Source organism: Variovorax sp. JS1663 (assembly GCF_002157355.1).
GTDB lineage: Bacteria > Pseudomonadota > Gammaproteobacteria > Burkholderiales > Burkholderiaceae_C > Variovorax.
The window spans coordinates 81,348-96,694 of sequence record NZ_LYMK01000013.1 but is presented as its reverse complement, the minus strand read 5'-3'; the positions used below and the strand labels follow the sequence as shown (position 1 = coordinate 96,694).

Annotated in this window: 14 protein-coding genes and 1 pseudogene; 8 read left to right on the top strand and 7 right to left on the bottom strand. The window is 69.1% G+C overall.

The features are described 5' to 3' along the window. Nucleotides 1-101 precede the first annotated feature (101 nt). From A8M77_RS13315 to A8M77_RS13305, 3 genes are read left to right on the top strand one after another with little or no spacing between them, the layout of a single operon-like run. Nucleotides 102-2,123: an acyltransferase family protein gene (locus A8M77_RS13315; RefSeq protein WP_086921980.1), complete on the top strand. Its 2,022-nt coding sequence runs from the start codon at nucleotides 102-104 to the stop codon at nucleotides 2,121-2,123. A gap of 20 nt (nucleotides 2,124-2,143) precedes the next feature. Continuing rightward, a complete protein-coding gene (locus A8M77_RS13310) occupies nucleotides 2,144-4,009 on the top strand; it encodes a glycosyltransferase family 2 protein (protein ID WP_086921979.1) in 1,866 nt (621 codons plus the stop codon). After that, nucleotides 4,009-4,989, top strand: coding sequence for a glycosyltransferase (locus A8M77_RS13305; RefSeq protein ID WP_238136812.1), 981 nt, complete (start codon nucleotides 4,009-4,011; stop codon nucleotides 4,987-4,989). Before A8M77_RS13310 ends, A8M77_RS13305 begins: the two co-directional genes overlap by 1 nt. Here A8M77_RS13305 and A8M77_RS13300 read toward each other — a convergent pair. Continuing rightward, on the bottom strand, nucleotides 4,986-5,753 hold the full coding sequence (locus A8M77_RS13300; protein WP_086921977.1) for a glycosyltransferase family 2 protein: 768 nt from the start codon (nucleotides 5,751-5,753) through the stop codon (nucleotides 4,986-4,988). The two genes, A8M77_RS13305 and A8M77_RS13300, sit on opposite strands and share 4 nt — an antisense overlap. A gap of 53 nt (nucleotides 5,754-5,806) precedes the next feature. Here A8M77_RS13300 and A8M77_RS13295 point away from each other — a divergent pair, with 53 nt between their 5' ends. Both A8M77_RS13295 and argB read left to right on the top strand, forming a co-directional pair. Next, nucleotides 5,807-6,901, top strand: a complete 1,095-nt coding sequence (locus tag A8M77_RS13295; RefSeq protein WP_086921976.1) for a glycosyltransferase family 4 protein — start codon at nucleotides 5,807-5,809, stop codon at nucleotides 6,899-6,901. A 43-nt stretch (nucleotides 6,902-6,944) separates the two neighbouring features. Continuing rightward, nucleotides 6,945-7,838: an acetylglutamate kinase gene (argB, locus tag A8M77_RS13290; RefSeq protein WP_086921975.1), complete on the top strand. Its 894-nt coding sequence runs from the start codon at nucleotides 6,945-6,947 to the stop codon at nucleotides 7,836-7,838. Between the two features lie 9 nt (nucleotides 7,839-7,847). Here the strand turns inward: argB and galE are convergent, their stop codons facing one another. Next, on the bottom strand, nucleotides 7,848-8,867 hold the full coding sequence (galE, locus tag A8M77_RS13285) for a UDP-glucose 4-epimerase GalE (RefSeq protein ID WP_086921974.1): 1,020 nt from the start codon (nucleotides 8,865-8,867) through the stop codon (nucleotides 7,848-7,850). Between the two features lie 125 nt (nucleotides 8,868-8,992). Here galE and slmA point away from each other — a divergent pair, with 125 nt between their 5' ends. After that, a complete protein-coding gene (slmA, locus tag A8M77_RS13280) occupies nucleotides 8,993-9,646 on the top strand; it encodes a nucleoid occlusion factor SlmA (protein WP_086921973.1) in 654 nt (217 codons plus the stop codon). Between the two features lie 21 nt (nucleotides 9,647-9,667). Here the strand turns inward: slmA and A8M77_RS13275 are convergent, their stop codons facing one another. The 3 genes from A8M77_RS13275 to fusA form a co-directional block, all read right to left on the bottom strand. Then, the gene (locus A8M77_RS13275; protein WP_086921972.1) at nucleotides 9,668-10,204 is read right to left on the bottom strand and encodes a BON domain-containing protein; all 537 of its coding nucleotides are present in this window, start codon (nucleotides 10,202-10,204) and stop codon (nucleotides 9,668-9,670) included. Next, the gene (locus tag A8M77_RS13270) at nucleotides 10,201-10,476 is read right to left on the bottom strand and encodes a hypothetical protein (protein WP_086921971.1); all 276 of its coding nucleotides are present in this window, start codon (nucleotides 10,474-10,476) and stop codon (nucleotides 10,201-10,203) included. The genes A8M77_RS13275 and A8M77_RS13270 overlap by 4 nt, the downstream gene beginning before the upstream one ends. A gap of 93 nt (nucleotides 10,477-10,569) precedes the next feature. Continuing rightward, the gene (gene fusA / locus A8M77_RS13265; protein WP_086921970.1) at nucleotides 10,570-12,630 is read right to left on the bottom strand and encodes an elongation factor G; all 2,061 of its coding nucleotides are present in this window, start codon (nucleotides 12,628-12,630) and stop codon (nucleotides 10,570-10,572) included. Between the two features lie 166 nt (nucleotides 12,631-12,796). Between fusA and A8M77_RS13260 the strand changes: the two are divergent. Continuing rightward, nucleotides 12,797-12,970, top strand: a pseudogene (locus A8M77_RS13260) (LysE family translocator); the annotation flags it as partial. A 26-nt stretch (nucleotides 12,971-12,996) separates the two neighbouring features. Here A8M77_RS13260 and A8M77_RS13255 read toward each other — a convergent pair. Beyond that, the gene (locus tag A8M77_RS13255; protein ID WP_086921969.1) at nucleotides 12,997-13,887 is read right to left on the bottom strand and encodes an SDR family NAD(P)-dependent oxidoreductase; all 891 of its coding nucleotides are present in this window, start codon (nucleotides 13,885-13,887) and stop codon (nucleotides 12,997-12,999) included. Between the two features lie 46 nt (nucleotides 13,888-13,933). After that, a complete protein-coding gene (locus tag A8M77_RS13250) occupies nucleotides 13,934-14,797 on the bottom strand; it encodes an AraC family transcriptional regulator (protein WP_086921968.1) in 864 nt (287 codons plus the stop codon). A 189-nt stretch (nucleotides 14,798-14,986) separates the two neighbouring features. Between A8M77_RS13250 and A8M77_RS13245 the strand changes: the two genes are divergently transcribed. After that, nucleotides 14,987-15,292 carry a hypothetical protein gene (locus A8M77_RS13245; protein WP_086921967.1) on the top strand — a complete coding sequence of 102 codons (306 nt, stop codon included), beginning with the start codon at nucleotides 14,987-14,989 and terminating at the stop codon, nucleotides 15,290-15,292. Nucleotides 15,293-15,347 lie beyond the last annotated feature (55 nt).

Below are 15,347 nucleotides of genomic sequence, written 5' to 3'. Positions count from 1 at the left end.
CAGCGTTCCCGGGGCGCCGTGCCGTTGCGAAGATAATCACGCCTTCCCGTCGCAACTGCCGTGCCGCCGCCGGCACGACCCAGCCATCGATAGCGCCCTGCATGCCGCGCCCAGAAGAACAGTCCCACCTCGCCCACCCCAAATACCGCCCCGACATCGACGGCCTGCGCGCCATCGCGGTGCTCTCGGTCGTGGGCTTCCATGCCTTTCCGCACTGGGTCAAGGGCGGCTTCATCGGCGTCGACATCTTTTTTGTCATTTCTGGTTACCTGATCTCGACGATCATCTTCGGCAGCCTGGCGGGTGAGGGCTTCGGCTACCGCGAGTTCTATGCCAGGCGCATCCGCCGCATCTTTCCGGCGCTGCTGGTCGTGATGGCGGCGACCTTCGCCTTCGGCTGGTACGCACTGCTGGCCGACGAGTTCCGCCAGCTCGGCAAGCATCTGCTGGCCAGCGCCGGCTTCGTGGTCAATCTGGCGCTGTGGCAGGAGGCCGGCTACTTCGACACCGCTGCCGAATCCAAGCCGCTGCTGCACCTGTGGTCGCTGGCGGTGGAAGAGCAGTTCTACATCTTCTGGCCCGTGTTCCTCGGCCTGGCCTGGCGCTTCAGGGGCAGCCAGGGGCGCCATCTCGGCACCTGGATGTGGGTGGCGACGGGGCTGTCCTTCTTTCTCAACGTGTACGCGGTCCATCGCCATCCCACGGCGACCTTCTATTCGCCGCTGCCGCGCATGTGGGAGCTGGCGGCCGGGGCCTTGCTGGCATGGAACGCGCTGCGCCGCGAACCGCATCGCAACTGGTATCGGCGCGAGCTGCGCAGCGTGGGCGGGCTCCTGCTGATCGTTCTCGGGCTGGTGCTCATCCAGCGCACCAAGGCCTTTCCGGGGTGGTGGGCACTCCTGCCCGTGCTCGGCGCCTGCCTGTGCATTTCGGCCGGGCCCGGCGCCTGGATCAATCGGCGGCTGCTCGGATCGCGCATCGCCGTCTGGTTCGGGCTGATCAGCTATCCGCTCTACCTCTGGCATTGGCCCCTGCTGGCCTATGCGCGCGTGCTCGAGAGCGGGAGCGATCCGGCGCGCATCGTGCGCATTGCGGCTGTCCTTGCGGCGATCGGGCTGGCCTGGATCACCTATCGCTACGTGGAGCGGGGGCTTCGCCAGCACAAGGGCTCCTTCGTGGTGGGCGGCCTGGCGACAGGCATGGTCCTCGCCGCCGTCGTGGGTGCGCTGACGTTTGCGCGTGCGCTGCCCTCGCGCAATGACGATCCTGGCCTGCAGGACGTCGTTGCGGCCAGCGCCGACTGGGCCTATCCGGACGGCATGCGCACCGTCAAGGTCGAGGGCGAGACCATCTACCGTGTCGGCGAGGGCCGGCCCCACGTGCTGCTGATGGGCGACAGCCATATCGAGCAGTTCGGTCCGCGCGCGGTCGAGCTGGCCGAAAGGCAACCCGGCTCGGTGGGTACGATGTTCTTCGCCACGCGCGGCGCCTGCCCGCCGATCCCGCACGTGCTGGAAGACCGCGACCCGGTCTGCGGCGAGCGGTTCGACCGCACGCAGCGCTTCGCGCTCGGTCCGCAAGTCGACGTGGTCGTGATCGGCGGCTGCTGGACCTGCTATTTCGACATCGGCGACCCCGCGCCCGGCGCGGCAGCCGCGCCCCCGCCCGACAACTACTACTACCTGGACATGAGGGGGCGCCATCCGCTGCGCGGCGGCGACGGCGTTGCGCGCTCGATGGAGTCGCTGGAGTTGTTCATCCGGTTGCTGCGCGCGGCCGGGAAGGAGGTCTATCTGCAGCTGACGATTCCGGTCGGCCCCGACTTCGAGCCGCGCACGCGCGTCGCAGGCAACCGGCTCGGCGTGATGCACGCGACGCCGGTCAGTCCGACGGCGCCGCTGTTGATGAGCCAGCAACAGCTCCGCGAGCGGCTGCGGCAGGTGGCGGAACGGGGCGGCGCGAAAGTCATCGACCCCGTGGCCGCCCTGTGCACGCCGGAGGGCCAGTGCCTGCGCACTCTCCCGGACGGCACCCCGATCTACAAGGACGCGACCCACCTTCGGGCAGCGTATGTCCGGCAGTCGGCGACCTTCCTCGATCCTGCCCTCGAAGCGCGCAAGTAACCGACCCGGTCCAGCATTCCATGAAGCGCCTCACCCGATTTCTCCGACTCGCCCAGCTGGCCGTGCGGCACGGCCCGCGAATGATGGCGCGGGTTCCGCAGGCCTGGCGCGTCTTCCGCAAGGCCGGGTGGCGCGGCGTCGTGTGGGAAATGCGGCGGCGGGTCTCGCCCCGAAGCGACTACGCGAACTGGGTGCGCATGCATGACACCCTTTCGCCCGAAGCCCGGGCAGGCATTGCGGAACGCGCGCGCGACATGCGGGAGGCACCGCTGATCTCGGTGCTCATGCCCACCTACAACCCCGACCCCATCTGGCTGCGCGATGCGATCGAGTCGGTGCGCGACCAGCTCTATCCGAACTGGGAGCTGTGCATCGCCGACGACGCATCGCCTTCGGCCGAGGTTCGGGCGCTCCTGCGCGACTACAGCGAGCGCGATGCCCGCATCAAGGTCGTCCTGCGCCCCGAGAACGGCCACATCTCGGCCGCATCCAACAGCGCGCTGGAACTGGCCACGGGAGCCTGGATCGCGCTCATGGACCACGACGACCTGCTTCCCGCGCATGCGCTGTTCTGCGTGGCCGAGTGCATCGTTGCACATCCGGACGCGCGGCTCATCTATTCGGACGAAGACAAGATCGACGAGTCGGGTCGACGCTTCGATCCCTACTTCAAGCCGGACTGGAACATCGACCTCTTCCATTCGCAGAACACCTTCAGCCACCTGGGCGTCCTGGCCACCGACCTGGTGCGCGCGGTCGGCGGTTTTCGTGTGGGCCTGGAGGGCTCGCAGGATTGGGACCTGGTGCTGCGCTGCGTCGAGCGCGTCCGTGCCGACCAGATCCGCCATGTGCCGCGGGTCCTCTACCACTGGCGCGTGCATGGCGCCAGCACGGCGCGTTCGATGAATGCCAAACCCTACGCGGCCGTGGCGGGCGAGCGGGCGCTGAACGAACACTTCGCACGTCTGGGTGTCCAGGCGAAGGCCGAGTACATCGGCATCGGATACCGCGCACGCTACGCTTTGCCGGATGCGCCGCCGCTGGTGTCGCTGATCATTCCGACCCGCAATGCGCTGAAGCTGGTGCGCCAGTGCATCGAATCGATCATCGCGAAGACCACCTATGCGCCCTATGAAATCATCGTCGTCGACAACGGATCGGACGATCCCGCGGCGCTCGATTACTTCCGGGCCATTTCGCAGAGACCGAACATCCGGGTGCTGCGCGACGAGCGTGATTTCAACTACTCGGCGCTGAACAACGCGGCGGTCGCCGTGGCCCGGGGCGAAGTGATCGCGCTGGTCAACAACGATATCGAAGTGATCTCGCCCGAATGGCTCACCGAAATGGTGAGCCTTGCGCTTCAACCCGGCGTCGGTGCGGTCGGCGCGCGGCTGCGGTATCCGGACATGAGCTTGCAGCACGGCGGCGTCGTGCTCGCCCAGGACAAGCTGGCCCTGCACGCGCACAAGGGTTTGCCGGCCGGCCTGAACGGCTATGCGGGGCGTGCCGCGTTGATCCAGACTTTCTCTGCCGTGACGGCGGCCTGCATGGTCATTCGCAAGGCCACGTATCTGCAGATGGGCGGACTCGACGAAGTCAATCTGCAAGTGGCCTTCAACGACGTGGACTTCTGCCTGCGCCTGCGGCAAGCCGGTTTTCGCAACGTGTGGACACCGTACGCGGAGCTCCTGCATCACGAATCCGCGACGCGGGGCCAGGACGTCGCTCCGCACAAGCGCGAGCGCTTCGAGCGGGAGATCGCCTATATGCAGGAGCGCTGGGCGGACGTGATCCGGCACGACCCTGCCTACAGCCCGAACCTGACCGTCGACAGCGAAGACTTCGGCTATGCCTGGCCGCCGCGCGTCGAAGCGCTGGGGTGATGGCTGCCGTCTCCGTCGCCCTCTGCACGCGCAATGGCGCGCGCTTCCTGCCGGCGCAGGTGCAGAGCATCTGCACGCAGGACCTGCTGCCGCGCGAGATCGTGCTGTCCGACGACGGTTCCAGCGACGACAGCGTGGCGCTGGTGCGCCAGACCATGGCCGCCTGCGGCGTGGCCTCGAGCGTCGCGCTGACCGTGTTCGAGAACCGCACCCCGCTGGGAGTCACCCGCAACTTCGAGCAGGCCGTGCGCGCCTGCAGGCATGAGCTGATTGCCCTCAGCGACCACGACGACGTCTGGCACCCGGGTCGCCTCGCGCGCATGGCGGGCATCTTCGGGGAGCGGCCGGAGCTGCTGCTGCTGCACACGGATGCCCGCCTCGTCGACGAAGAGCTCCGCTCCCTGGGCAGCACGCTGTTCCAGGCGCTGGAGGTGCAGCCCGGCGAGCTGGAGGCGATCGCCCGGGGCGACGCCTTCGAGGTCCTGCTGCGCCGCAATCTCGTGACGGGCGCCACAACGATGTTCCGTCGCACCTTGCTGACAGCCGCGCTGCCCTTCTCCGAGGAGTGGGTGCATGACGAATGGCTCGGGGCGCTCGCTGCCGCCACCGGCCGCATGGACGTGCTGCCGGAGCCCCTGATCGACTACCGCCAGCACGGCCGCAACCAGATCGGCGCCAAGCGCCCCACGCTGGCCGACAAGCTGCGCAAGGCCATGGACACGCGTGGTGACAAGCACCGGCAGCGCCTTCGCCGTGCCCAGGCCCTGCTCGAGCGCCTGCAGTCGCTCCCCGGCCCCGTGCCCGAGGTCTGGCTGCAGGCCCAGCGCGAGAAGGTGGCCCACCAGCGGTTCCGCGCCGAGCTGCCGGCCTCGCGCCTGGCGCGCCTGCTGCCGGTGCTCAGGGAAGCCGCCCGCGGCCGCTACGACCGCTATGGCCGCGGCAAGCAGGCCATCGCGCAGGACCTGCTGGAACGCGGCTAACGCGGTGCGGCGCGGGAGGCCGCGTCCAGCCGGCGGTAGCGCCAGAACGCTGACGAGGTCCACACCTTCAGCAGGCTCGTCACGTGCCAGTACAGGTGCCGCCTGCTGCTGTGGCTGGCGCGCTGCGCGTCGTGGCGCGTCTGCAGGTGCTCGGCGATGCGGATCCTCCAGCCGGCAAGCCGCAGGCGCGCGCAGATGTCGAAGTCCTCGCCGTACATGAAGAAGCGCTCGTCAAAGCCGCCGATCTGCCGGTAGGCCTCACTGCGGAACAGCATGAACAAGCCCGGGAGCCAGGCCGGCTCGGCGGGGATGGCATAGCCTGGACGGCGGCGCGTCATGATCTCCTGCGGCGTGATGATGGCCCGGTGCTGCTCCGGCGTGGTCTTGCCGGGCTCCAGGATGCGCGGCGCCATCAGCCCCGCGTCCGGCGTCGCGTGCCCGAGCAGCGGCGCCAGCACGTCGGCGTCGAAGCGGATGTCCGGGTTGAGCACCAGGAACCAGGGCGTCTCGCACTGTGCGAAGGCCTGGTTGTGGTTGGCGCCGAAGCCCATCGGCCGGGCGTTCTCGATGCGCTCCAGCGGGAAGCCCCAGTGGCCGCCGGCCAGCGCATCGGGCTCGGGGATGTTCAGCGTCAGCAGCACCTTCGCCGTCGCGCCGCGGCTGAAGCGGTCGAGCTGGTCCAGCAGCGGCCGGATGAGTTCGAGCTGGCCGTGGCTCACGATCGACACCGTGATGGCGGGGGAGGGCGGCAGGGGAGAGGGCATGGTCTAATTTCGCCCGGGGATTCTAGGGTTCCCAGGTACCCGTCCTCCCGCCCATGCTCACCCTGATCGTCATCAGCTTCCTCCTCTCCGCCATCGCCGTGCAGATGTTCATGCGCCGGGCGCGCCGCCATGCGCGGCGCTATGGCACCGACATGCCGCAGCGCTTCCACAAGGGCCACGTTCCGCGGCTCGGCGGTGCCGGCATGCTGCTGGGCACCGGCGTCGCCTGGCTGGTGGCCGGGCTGCCTTCCGATCCCTTCAACGTCAACTGGCCGTTGAAGCTCTCGGGCATCGCCCTGCTCTGCATCGCCCCCGCCGTGATCGCCGGCATCGTCGAGGACCTGACCCAGCGCGTCTCCGTGCGCTACCGCCTCGGCATCACGATCGGCTCGGCGCTGCTGCTGTGCTGGCTGCTGAAGCTGGGCGTGGCGCGCGTCGGCATCCCTGTCATCGACGGCTGGCTGCAGGCCTGGCCCTGGGTCGCGATGCTGTTCGCGGTGGTCGCCATCGGCGGCCTGCCGCATGCCTTCAACATCATCGACGGCTACAACGGGCTCGCCGGCACCGTCGCGATCCTGGTCTGCCTGGCGATCTCGCACGTGGCCCTGCAGGTCGGCGACCGCCAGCTGGCCGCCATGGTGATCTGCCTGGTCGGCGCCACCGCGGGCTTCCTGATCTGGAACTACCCGCGCGGCAAGATCTTCGCCGGCGACGGCGGCGCCTACGTCTGGGGGATGGTGATCGCCCTGGCGGCGGTCACGCTGGTGCAGCGGCACCGCGTGGTCTCGCCCTGGTTCCCTATGCTGCTGCTGATCTACCCGGTGTGGGAGACGGTGTTCTCGATCTACCGCCGCTTCGTGCGCGGCCAGTCGCCGGGCGACCCGGACGCGCTGCACTTCCACCAGCTGATCTTCCGCCGGATCGTGCGCGTGGCTTTCGCCGACGACGAGGCGCGCCAGCTGCTGGCCCGCAACAACCGGACCTCGCCCTACCTCTGGATCTTCGCGGCCCTGACCGTTGTGCCGGCCGTGCTGTTCTGGAACAACACGCCAGTGCTGATGGCCTTCAGCGCGCTCTTCGTGGCGACCTATGTCGCGGCCTATTTCATGATCGTGCGCTTCAAGGTCCCGCGCTGGCTTCGTCCCTGAGTCCGTCACAATCCTGCCGCATCCGTCAAATCCACTCCAGACCATGACCGATCCCGTCCTCAACATCCCCCCGCGCGACAAGGCCGAGATCCTGGCCCAGGCGCTGCCCTACATCCGCAAGTTCCACGGCAAGACCATCGTCATCAAGTACGGCGGCAATGCCATGACCGACCCGGCCCTGCAGGCCGACTTTGCCGAGGACGTGGTGCTGCTCAAGCTGGTCGGCATGAACCCGGTGGTGGTGCATGGCGGCGGCCCGCAGATCGAAACCGCGCTGAACCGCCTGGGCAAGAAGGGCCAGTTCATCCAGGGCATGCGCGTAACCGACGCCGAGACCATGGAGGTGGTCGAGTGGGTGCTGGCCGGCGAGGTGCAGCAGGACATCGTGGGCCTGATCAACCAGGCCGGCGGCAAGGCGGTGGGCCTGACCGGCCGCGACGGCGGCCTGATCCGCGCGCAAAAGCTCAAGATGGCCGACCGCAACGACCCGACGATCCACCACGATGTCGGCCAGGTCGGCGACATCGTGGCCATCGACCCGGGCGTGGTGAAGGCGCTGCAGGACGACGCCTTCATCCCCGTCGTCAGCCCGATCGGTTTCGGCGAGGAGAACGAGAGCTACAACATCAACGCCGACGTCGTGGCCGGCAAGCTGGCCACCGTGCTCAAGGCCGAGAAGCTGATGCTCCTGACCAACACGCCCGGCGTGCTGGACAAGGACGGCAAGCTGCTCACCAACCTCAGCGCGCGCGAGATCGACGAGCTGTTCGCCGACGGCACCATCTCCGGCGGCATGCTGCCGAAGATCGAGGGGGCGCTCGACGCGGCCAAGAGCGGGGTCAATGCGGTGCACATCATCGATGGACGGGTGCCGCACGCGATGCTGCTGGAGATCCTGACGGACCAAGCCTACGGCACCATGATCCGCGCCCGCTGAGCCGCGGCGTCAGCCTTCGTATCCGCGCGGATTGCCCTGCTGCCACCGCCAGCTGTCCGCGCACATCTGGTCCAGGCTGCGGTGCGCGCGCCAGCCCAGCAGCGATTCGGCGAGCGCCGGATCGCCCCAGTAGGCGGGCACATCACCCGGCCGCCGCGGCCCGATCTCGTACGCAATCTTCTTGCCGCAAGCCCGCTCGAAGGACTTCACCACCTCCAGCACCGAGGCGCCCTGGCCGGTGCCCAGGTTCAACGTGACCAGCCCGGGCTGCTTCTCGGCGTTGCGCAGCGCGGCGACGTGGCCCTCCGCCAGGTCCATCACGTGCACATAGTCGCGCACACCGGTGCCATCCAGCGTCGGGTAGTCGCCGCCGTGCACCATCAGCTTGTCGCGCAGGCCCACCGCCACCTGGCTCACGAAGGGCATCAGGTTGTTGGGCTTGCCCTGGGGGTGCTCGCCGATCAACCCGCTCTCGTGCGCGCCCACCGGGTTGAAATAGCGCAGCAGCGCGATGCGCCAGGCCGGATGCGCGCGATGCAGGTCGCGCAGCGCCTCCTCCACCATGAGTTTCGAACGGCCATAGGGGTTCGCGGGCCGCAGCGCCGCGCTCTCGGGAATCGGCGAACTGTCCGGGTCGCCGTACACCGTGGCGGAGGAGGAGAAGATCAGCGTACGCACGCCCGCCGCCTGCATCGCCTCGGCCAGCACCCAACTGCCGTGCACATTGTTCTGGAAGTAGGTGATCGGATCGGCGACCGAGTCGCCCACCGCCTTGAGGCCGGCGAAGTGGATCACGCCACCGACGGATTCTTCGCGGAACACCCGGTCGAGCAGCGCGCGGTCGCGCACGTCGCCTTCGATGAAGCGCGGCGCCTGGCCGATGATCTGCGCCAGCCGATCGAGCACGCGCACATCGCTGTTGCCGAGGTTGTCCAGGATCAGCGGCGCGTAGCCGGCTGCGGCCAGCGCCACGCAGGTGTGGCTGCCGATGAAGCCGGCGCCGCCGGTCACCAGAATCGTTGGGCTCATCGTCCTTCTTTCTTTCGCCGAACTGTTGAAAACTCGTCGATTCTGCGCGACGTACAGTGCATCTCCGGTTGGCACGCGCTCACTGCGCTGTGCGAGAATCATTTTTTTACATTTTGCACGTGCCCATGCAGAACGACGAGACAGGCGCCCCCAGCACTTCGACGAGTTCCGTGAGTTCCGAGCCGGAGGCGACGCCGGCGCGCAAGCGCCCCAAGCCAGGCGAGCGGCGCGTGCAGATTCTCCAGGCCCTGGCCGCGATGCTCGAGCAGCCCGGCGCAGAGCGGGTGACCACCGCGGCGCTCGCGGCCAGGCTGTCCGTGAGCGAGGCTGCGCTGTATCGCCATTTCGCCAGCAAGGCGCAGATGTTCGAGGGCCTGATCGACTTCATCGAGCAGAGCGTCTTCACCCTGGTCAACCAGATCACCGAGCGCTCCGAGCCGGGCCAGGAGCAGGCCGCGCGCGTCGTCGCCATGCTGGTGCAGTTCGCCGAGAAGAACCCGGGCATGACACGCGTGATGGTTGGCGACGCGCTGGTCTACGAGAACGAGCGCCTGCAGAACCGCATGAACCAGTTTTTCGACAAGATCGAAGCCACTCTGCGCCAGGCCCTGCGCGGCGCGGCCACGGCCGAGGGCTCGACCACGCCCACCGTCGATGCACAGGTGCGCGCGTCCGCCCTCACCGCCTTCGTGGCGGGGCGGCTGCAGCGCTTCGCGCGCTCGGGCTTCCGGCGCGCGCCCTCCGAGCACCTGGACGCCGCGATCGCGCTGATGCTCTGAGCCTCCCGCCGAAGTCGGCGATCACTGGGTCGTGGTCACCGCGATACGGTTGTCGACCGCGTCGACGCCATTGACGGTGCGGGCGATCTGCTCCGCACGCGACTTCGCTTCCGCGCTCGGCGCCGAGCCGCTCAGGCGCACCGTTCCGGCCTGGGACGCGACGTCGATGTTGCGCGGGCCCAGTTCGGGGTCGCGTGCGATCGCGGCCGACACCGAGGCGGTGATCGCGGTGTCATTGGTCTTCGAACTCAGCGTCGCACCGGCGTTCTTCACCGCCTGCTTGGCGGCTTCGACATCCTGCTTCACCTCCGGCGACTTGAAGTAGGACACGGTGTTGTCGCGCGCCTTCTCGGCCAGGTCGGCGGCCTTGCGCGCGGCGGCGACCGTGGCGTCCTGCGTCTTGTCGACTGCGTTGTCGATGTTCTGCCGCGCCTGCTCCTTGTTGGCCTCCGGGCGCTCGCCGCAGCCGGCCAGCGAGAAGACGAGAACACCTGCCAACAGGAAGATCCCCTGCAGGCGGAGCAGGCTTGCCGGCAGGGTGGGGGACGTGCGTGTCATGAGGCATCTCCTTGGGGCGGGCGCCGCGGGGCGCCGCGCATGGATTCCAGCATGGCTGCGATGCGCGCCACGCCACCCGTTCCGCTGGCCGCGCGGCCAATGAAGGCGCCGGCGGCAGCCGCGATCAACGCGCGGCCGATCAGGGAGCGGCTGCGGCCGGTCGCCATCAGCAGCAGCACGCCGGTAGCCAGCACGATCAGGTGCTCGCCCGGCAGATCGGCGCGGCGCGCGTCGGCTTCCTTGAGTGCGGCAATCCAGGGCCGGATGTCCATGCGTGGGCTCCTCGTTCAAGAGCTCCTTCATAGGCGCGCCGCCCGTCCGCCGATGTAGGCGGCCGTCGACGATCCGGCGTGGAATGCGCTGTCCTATTCCGTGTCGCGCACCTTGTGCTGCGCCATCAGCTGCTGCTGCGTGCCGGGCGGTACCGCCTCGTAGTGCGACAGCTCGATGCTGTAGCGCCCCTGGCCGCTGGTCATCGCGTTGAGCCGCGACTGGTAGCCCGAAAGCTCCGACATCGGCACCTGCCCGCGCACCAGCACGGTCCCGGCCGCGGCATTGGCGGTGCCCGTAACCAGCCCGCGCCGCGACGAGAGGTCGCCGGTGATGTCGCCGATCGCCCCGTCCGGCGCAGCGATGTCGATCTTCACCACCGGCTCCAGCACGATCGGCCGCGCCTCCTGGATGGCCGCGATGAAGGCCTTGCGCCCCGCGGTGGCGAAGGCGATGTCCTTGCTGTCCACGCTGTGGCTCTTGCCGTCGTAGACCGTGACGCGCACGTCCACCACCGGATAGCCCGCGATCGCACCGTGCTCCAGCACCTCGCGCACCCCCTTCTCGACCGCCGGGATGAACTGGTAGGGGATCGCGCCGCCCTTGACCTCGTCCTTGAACTCGAAGCCCGTGCCCCGCGCCAGCGGCTCCACGCGCAGGAACACCTCGCCGAACTGGCCGGCGCCGCCGGTCTGCTTCTTGTGGCGGTGATGTCCCTCGGCTGGTGCCGTCACCGTCTCGCGGTAGGCGATGCGCGGCGGGCGGGTGTTGACCTCGAAGCGGAACATCTCGCGCAGCCGATCCAGCAGCACGCGCAGGTGCAGCTCGCCCAGGCCGTAGACGATGGTCTCGTTGGTCACCGCGACGTGCTCGACACGCAGGCACGGGTCTTCGTCCACCAGCTTGCCCAGGATCTCCCACAGCCGCTGCTCGTCGCCGTGCCGCTGCGGCTCGATCGCCACGCCATGCACCGGGATCGGGAAGTCCAGCGCCGCCAGGTGCACGTGGTCGTCCTCGGCCGCGTCGTGCAGCACCGCGTCGAAGTGCATCTCCTCCACCTTCGCCACCGCCGCGATGTCGCCGGGCAGCACCCGCTGCACCTCCACGTACTCCTTGCCCTGCAGCATGAACAAATGGTTCACCTTGAAGGGCTTGCGGCCGTCGCCCACGAAGAGCTGGCTGTCGCGCGTGATCGTGCCCTGGTGCACGCGGAAGATGCCCATCTTGCCCACGTAGGGGTCGACCGTGACCTTGAACACGTGCGCCAGCACGTGCAGCGAGGGATCGGGCTTTGCCTCCATCGGCTGCGCCTCGTCGCCCTCGCCGAGCAGAAAGGCCGGCGGGTTGGCCTCGGTCGGGTCCGGCAGCAGCTTGACGATCACGTCCAGCAGTTCGCCGAGGCCCGCGCCGTTGCGCGCCGAGACGAAGCACACCGGGATCAGGTGGCCCTCGCGCAGCGCCTGCTCCAGGGGCGCGTGCAGTTCGCTCGCGTCCACGTCGCCTTCCTCGAGGTAGCGGTCGACGAATGCCGCATCCACCTCCACCACCTGCTCCACCAGCTTGCGGTGCGCGGCTTCCACGTCGCCCATGCTGCAGCCGCCCTCGCGGTTGTAGAAGCAGTCCAGCACCTTCGTGCCGCCGTCGTCGGGCAGGTTGACCGGCAGGCACTCGCGGCCGAACGCGGCCTGGATCTGCGTGAGCAGCCCTGCCATGTCCACGCCCTGCGAGTCGATCTTGTTGACGATCACCATCCGCGCCAGCTTGCGCTGGGCGGCGTGCTCCATCATGCGCACCGCCATCGGCTCGATGCCGGTGGCCGCGTTGATCACCACCGCCGCCGTCTCCACCGCCTCCAGCGCCGGCAGGCTCTGGCCCAGGAAGTCGGCCCCGCCGGGCGTGTCGAGGAAGTGGATGCGGGCGCCGGCATGCGCCAGGTGCATCACGGAGGAATTGAGCGAGTGCTGTATTCGCTTCTCGAGCGGGTCGAAGTCGCTGACCGTGCTGCCCCGCTCCACGCTGCCCGGCGCGCCGATCGCTCCGGCCTTGACCAGCAGCGCCTCCGCCAAGGTGGTCTTGCCCGAGGCGGACGCGCCCACCAGCGCCAGGGTGCGTACCGCTTCCATTTCGGCCACGAGGCCGTTCGTTCGGCTTGGCATGGACATCTCCTTCGCGCCTTGCGAGACGCTTTTCGGGCGGCCCGGTGGAACGGGCGCTGCGCTCTCTCGCGGGTCAGGGTACGGGATTGAACGGTCCGGCGCAAGGCGGGGAACCGTTTAAGCTGCGGCCTTGCCCGTCCAGCCGCGCGACTTCGAGGAGCTTGCCGTGACCGTTGCCACCCTTTTCCTTTTCGCCACCGTGGCCCTGGTCGTCATCGCCACGCCCGGTCCGACAGTCCTGCTTGCGCTGGCCAACGGCTCGCGCTTCGGCGTGCGGAGTGCGGTGCCTGGGATGCTGGGCGCGGTCGCCTCCGATTTCGTGCTGGTGGGCTCGCTGGCCTTCTACCGCCGCAGCGCGAGCTGAGTTCAGGGCTCGTCGAGCTCGAAGGCCGGCACCTGCCGCCCGTCGATGTCGGTGAAGCCGTACTCGCGCGCCAGGTCCGCCACCCGGTGCGCTGCGCCGCTCTTCTTCAGCACATCGGGATCGCCCGCGAGCGCGGCGATGGCCCGTCCCAGGTAGCGCGGCGATTCAGTGCGCGCCAGGGCGGGACGCTCCTGCCAGTGCGCCTCGTCGGTCTTGTGGCCGATCAGCACGAACTCCGTGCGCATCCAGCCCGGCGACACCGCCAGCGAGGCCACGCCGTGGGGCCGCAGCTCCTGCGCCATGCCGAAGGCCAGCCGGGTCATCGAGGCCTTGGCCAGGTCGTAGAACAGGTTGCCGCGCAGGTAGTGGCCGCGGTCCCAGAAGGTGGTGGTCGCGATCAGGCCGCGCCGCTGCCGCACCATGATCGGCGCCGCGAAGCGGCTGGCCAGCAGGTGGTTGCGCACGCCGCGGTCGAACATCGAGTCCCAGTTCGACAGCGGATGCTCCCAGAAGGGCGCCTCGAACACGCCGTTGAAGGTCTCGTGCCCGCCCCAGGCGTTGTTCACCAGGAGGTCGAGCCGGCCCGCCTCCTTCTCCACGCGGGCGAACAGTGCCGCCACATCGTCCTCGCGCGCGTGGTCGCAGCGCACGGCGATGCCGCGCCCGCCCATCCGCGTCACCTCCTCGGCCGTCTCGTCGATGCTGCCGGGCAGGGCCGCGAGGCCCGACAGCGCCATCAGCTGGCCGTAGCCCTGTGCCGGCTGTTCGCGCGTGCTGCGCCCGGTGACGTAGACGGTAGCGCCCGCGGAGCCCAGCTCCGCCGCGATGCCGCGCCCCGCGCCCCGGCTGGCGCCCGTCACCACGGCCACGCGATCCTTCAGCGGTTGTTCCATTCGTTGCCCCTTCCAGTCGTCGAATGCAGCGAACAATAAGGCGGCGTCAGACCGTCGTCTTGGAAGAACCCGAAACGACCCGGCGCAGAAACTCGGTCGGTGTCAGGCCACAGAGAGCCCGGAACTCGTTGGCCAGGTGCGACTGGTCGTAGTAGCCGCTGTCCAGTGCCACCTCGGCCCAGTCTGGCGTCTGGTGCCGGCGCAGCGCGCGCAGGCAGCCATGCAGCCGCGCGAGCCGGCCCAGCGCACGCGGCGACAAGCCGACCTGCGCGTGGAAAAGCTGCTGCAGGCGCCGCTCTCCGACGCCGACGGCCTCGGCCACCTCGCGCAGCGGGCGCCGCCCGGCCGACGCGACGATCAACTGCACGGCGCGTGCCGCCGCCTGCTGCAGCGCGGCCTCGCGCTCGCTTTCCAGCAGGCGCTGCCGAAGTGCATCGTGCAACAGCGCGATGCGTGCGGCATCGCCGCCCGCCTTCCCCATGCGTTCGAGCAAGGCCCCGGCCGTGCCGCCCCACAGCGCGTCCAGCGGCACCGACAGGCCGCGCAGTTCCCCCGCCGGCAACCCCAGCAGGCGTGCGGCCGTGCCGGGCCGCAAGGCCACCGACACCCCTTCCATGCGGCCGCGCAGCCGCACGAGGGCGGGCGTGGCCGAGGCCCCGATCGCCATGGCGGCATGGCCCGGTGCGGGGGCATCGCCGAAGCTGAACACCAGGCGGACCGCGCCGTCGGGCAGCACGCGTTCCACCATTTCATCGCCGTCCGGAAAGCTCTCGCGGTAGAGCAGCATGTGCGCCACGTGGCCGCGGAGCGCATCGTCCACTGCAAACGCCTGCAGCGTGCCTGCGGGCGTATCCGCCTCCGGCCCGTGCACCGGGTCGTCGTCGAGGCGTAGGAAGAGGCGTTCGCTCATGGAGGTGGTGCCGGCGGCACGCCGCGAGGATACGCCGCAACAGGGCGGCGAGACTTTCCTCACGCCTTCGTCCGTTTTGACGGTCGGGACCGACGCGCCGATCCGGATTTCAGCGACGCTTAAGTTTCCCTCGGGAGACTGATTCCATGCAGGAAGCCTCCTGAGCCCGACTGAGAAAGGATCGATGTCATGAAGTCGTACAAAGCACCCGCGCCCCTCACGCCCTCGCAGATCGAGTGCGTGCTCGACCTGCTCGAATGCCGCGAACTCGCACCGAAGGAAACCGCCGCGAAGTTCAACCACCTCGCACAGGCCGGCACCTTCTCCGAGGCCCAGCAGGAGGCGATCGAGATCCTCTTCGCACTCGAAGAGGATGAGATTCCCGATGCGCTGCTCGAGTTTGCCGATGACGAGGCCCGCGAACTCGTGCGCCACGGCCTTGCGCACGAGGCACGCATGAGCTACGTGGGCCGCTCCGCACGGCGGGGCGCCTAGGGCGCGCCGCGCCCGGCTGCACCGCTCCCCGCAAGGGCCGGCGAGCCCGCGGCGC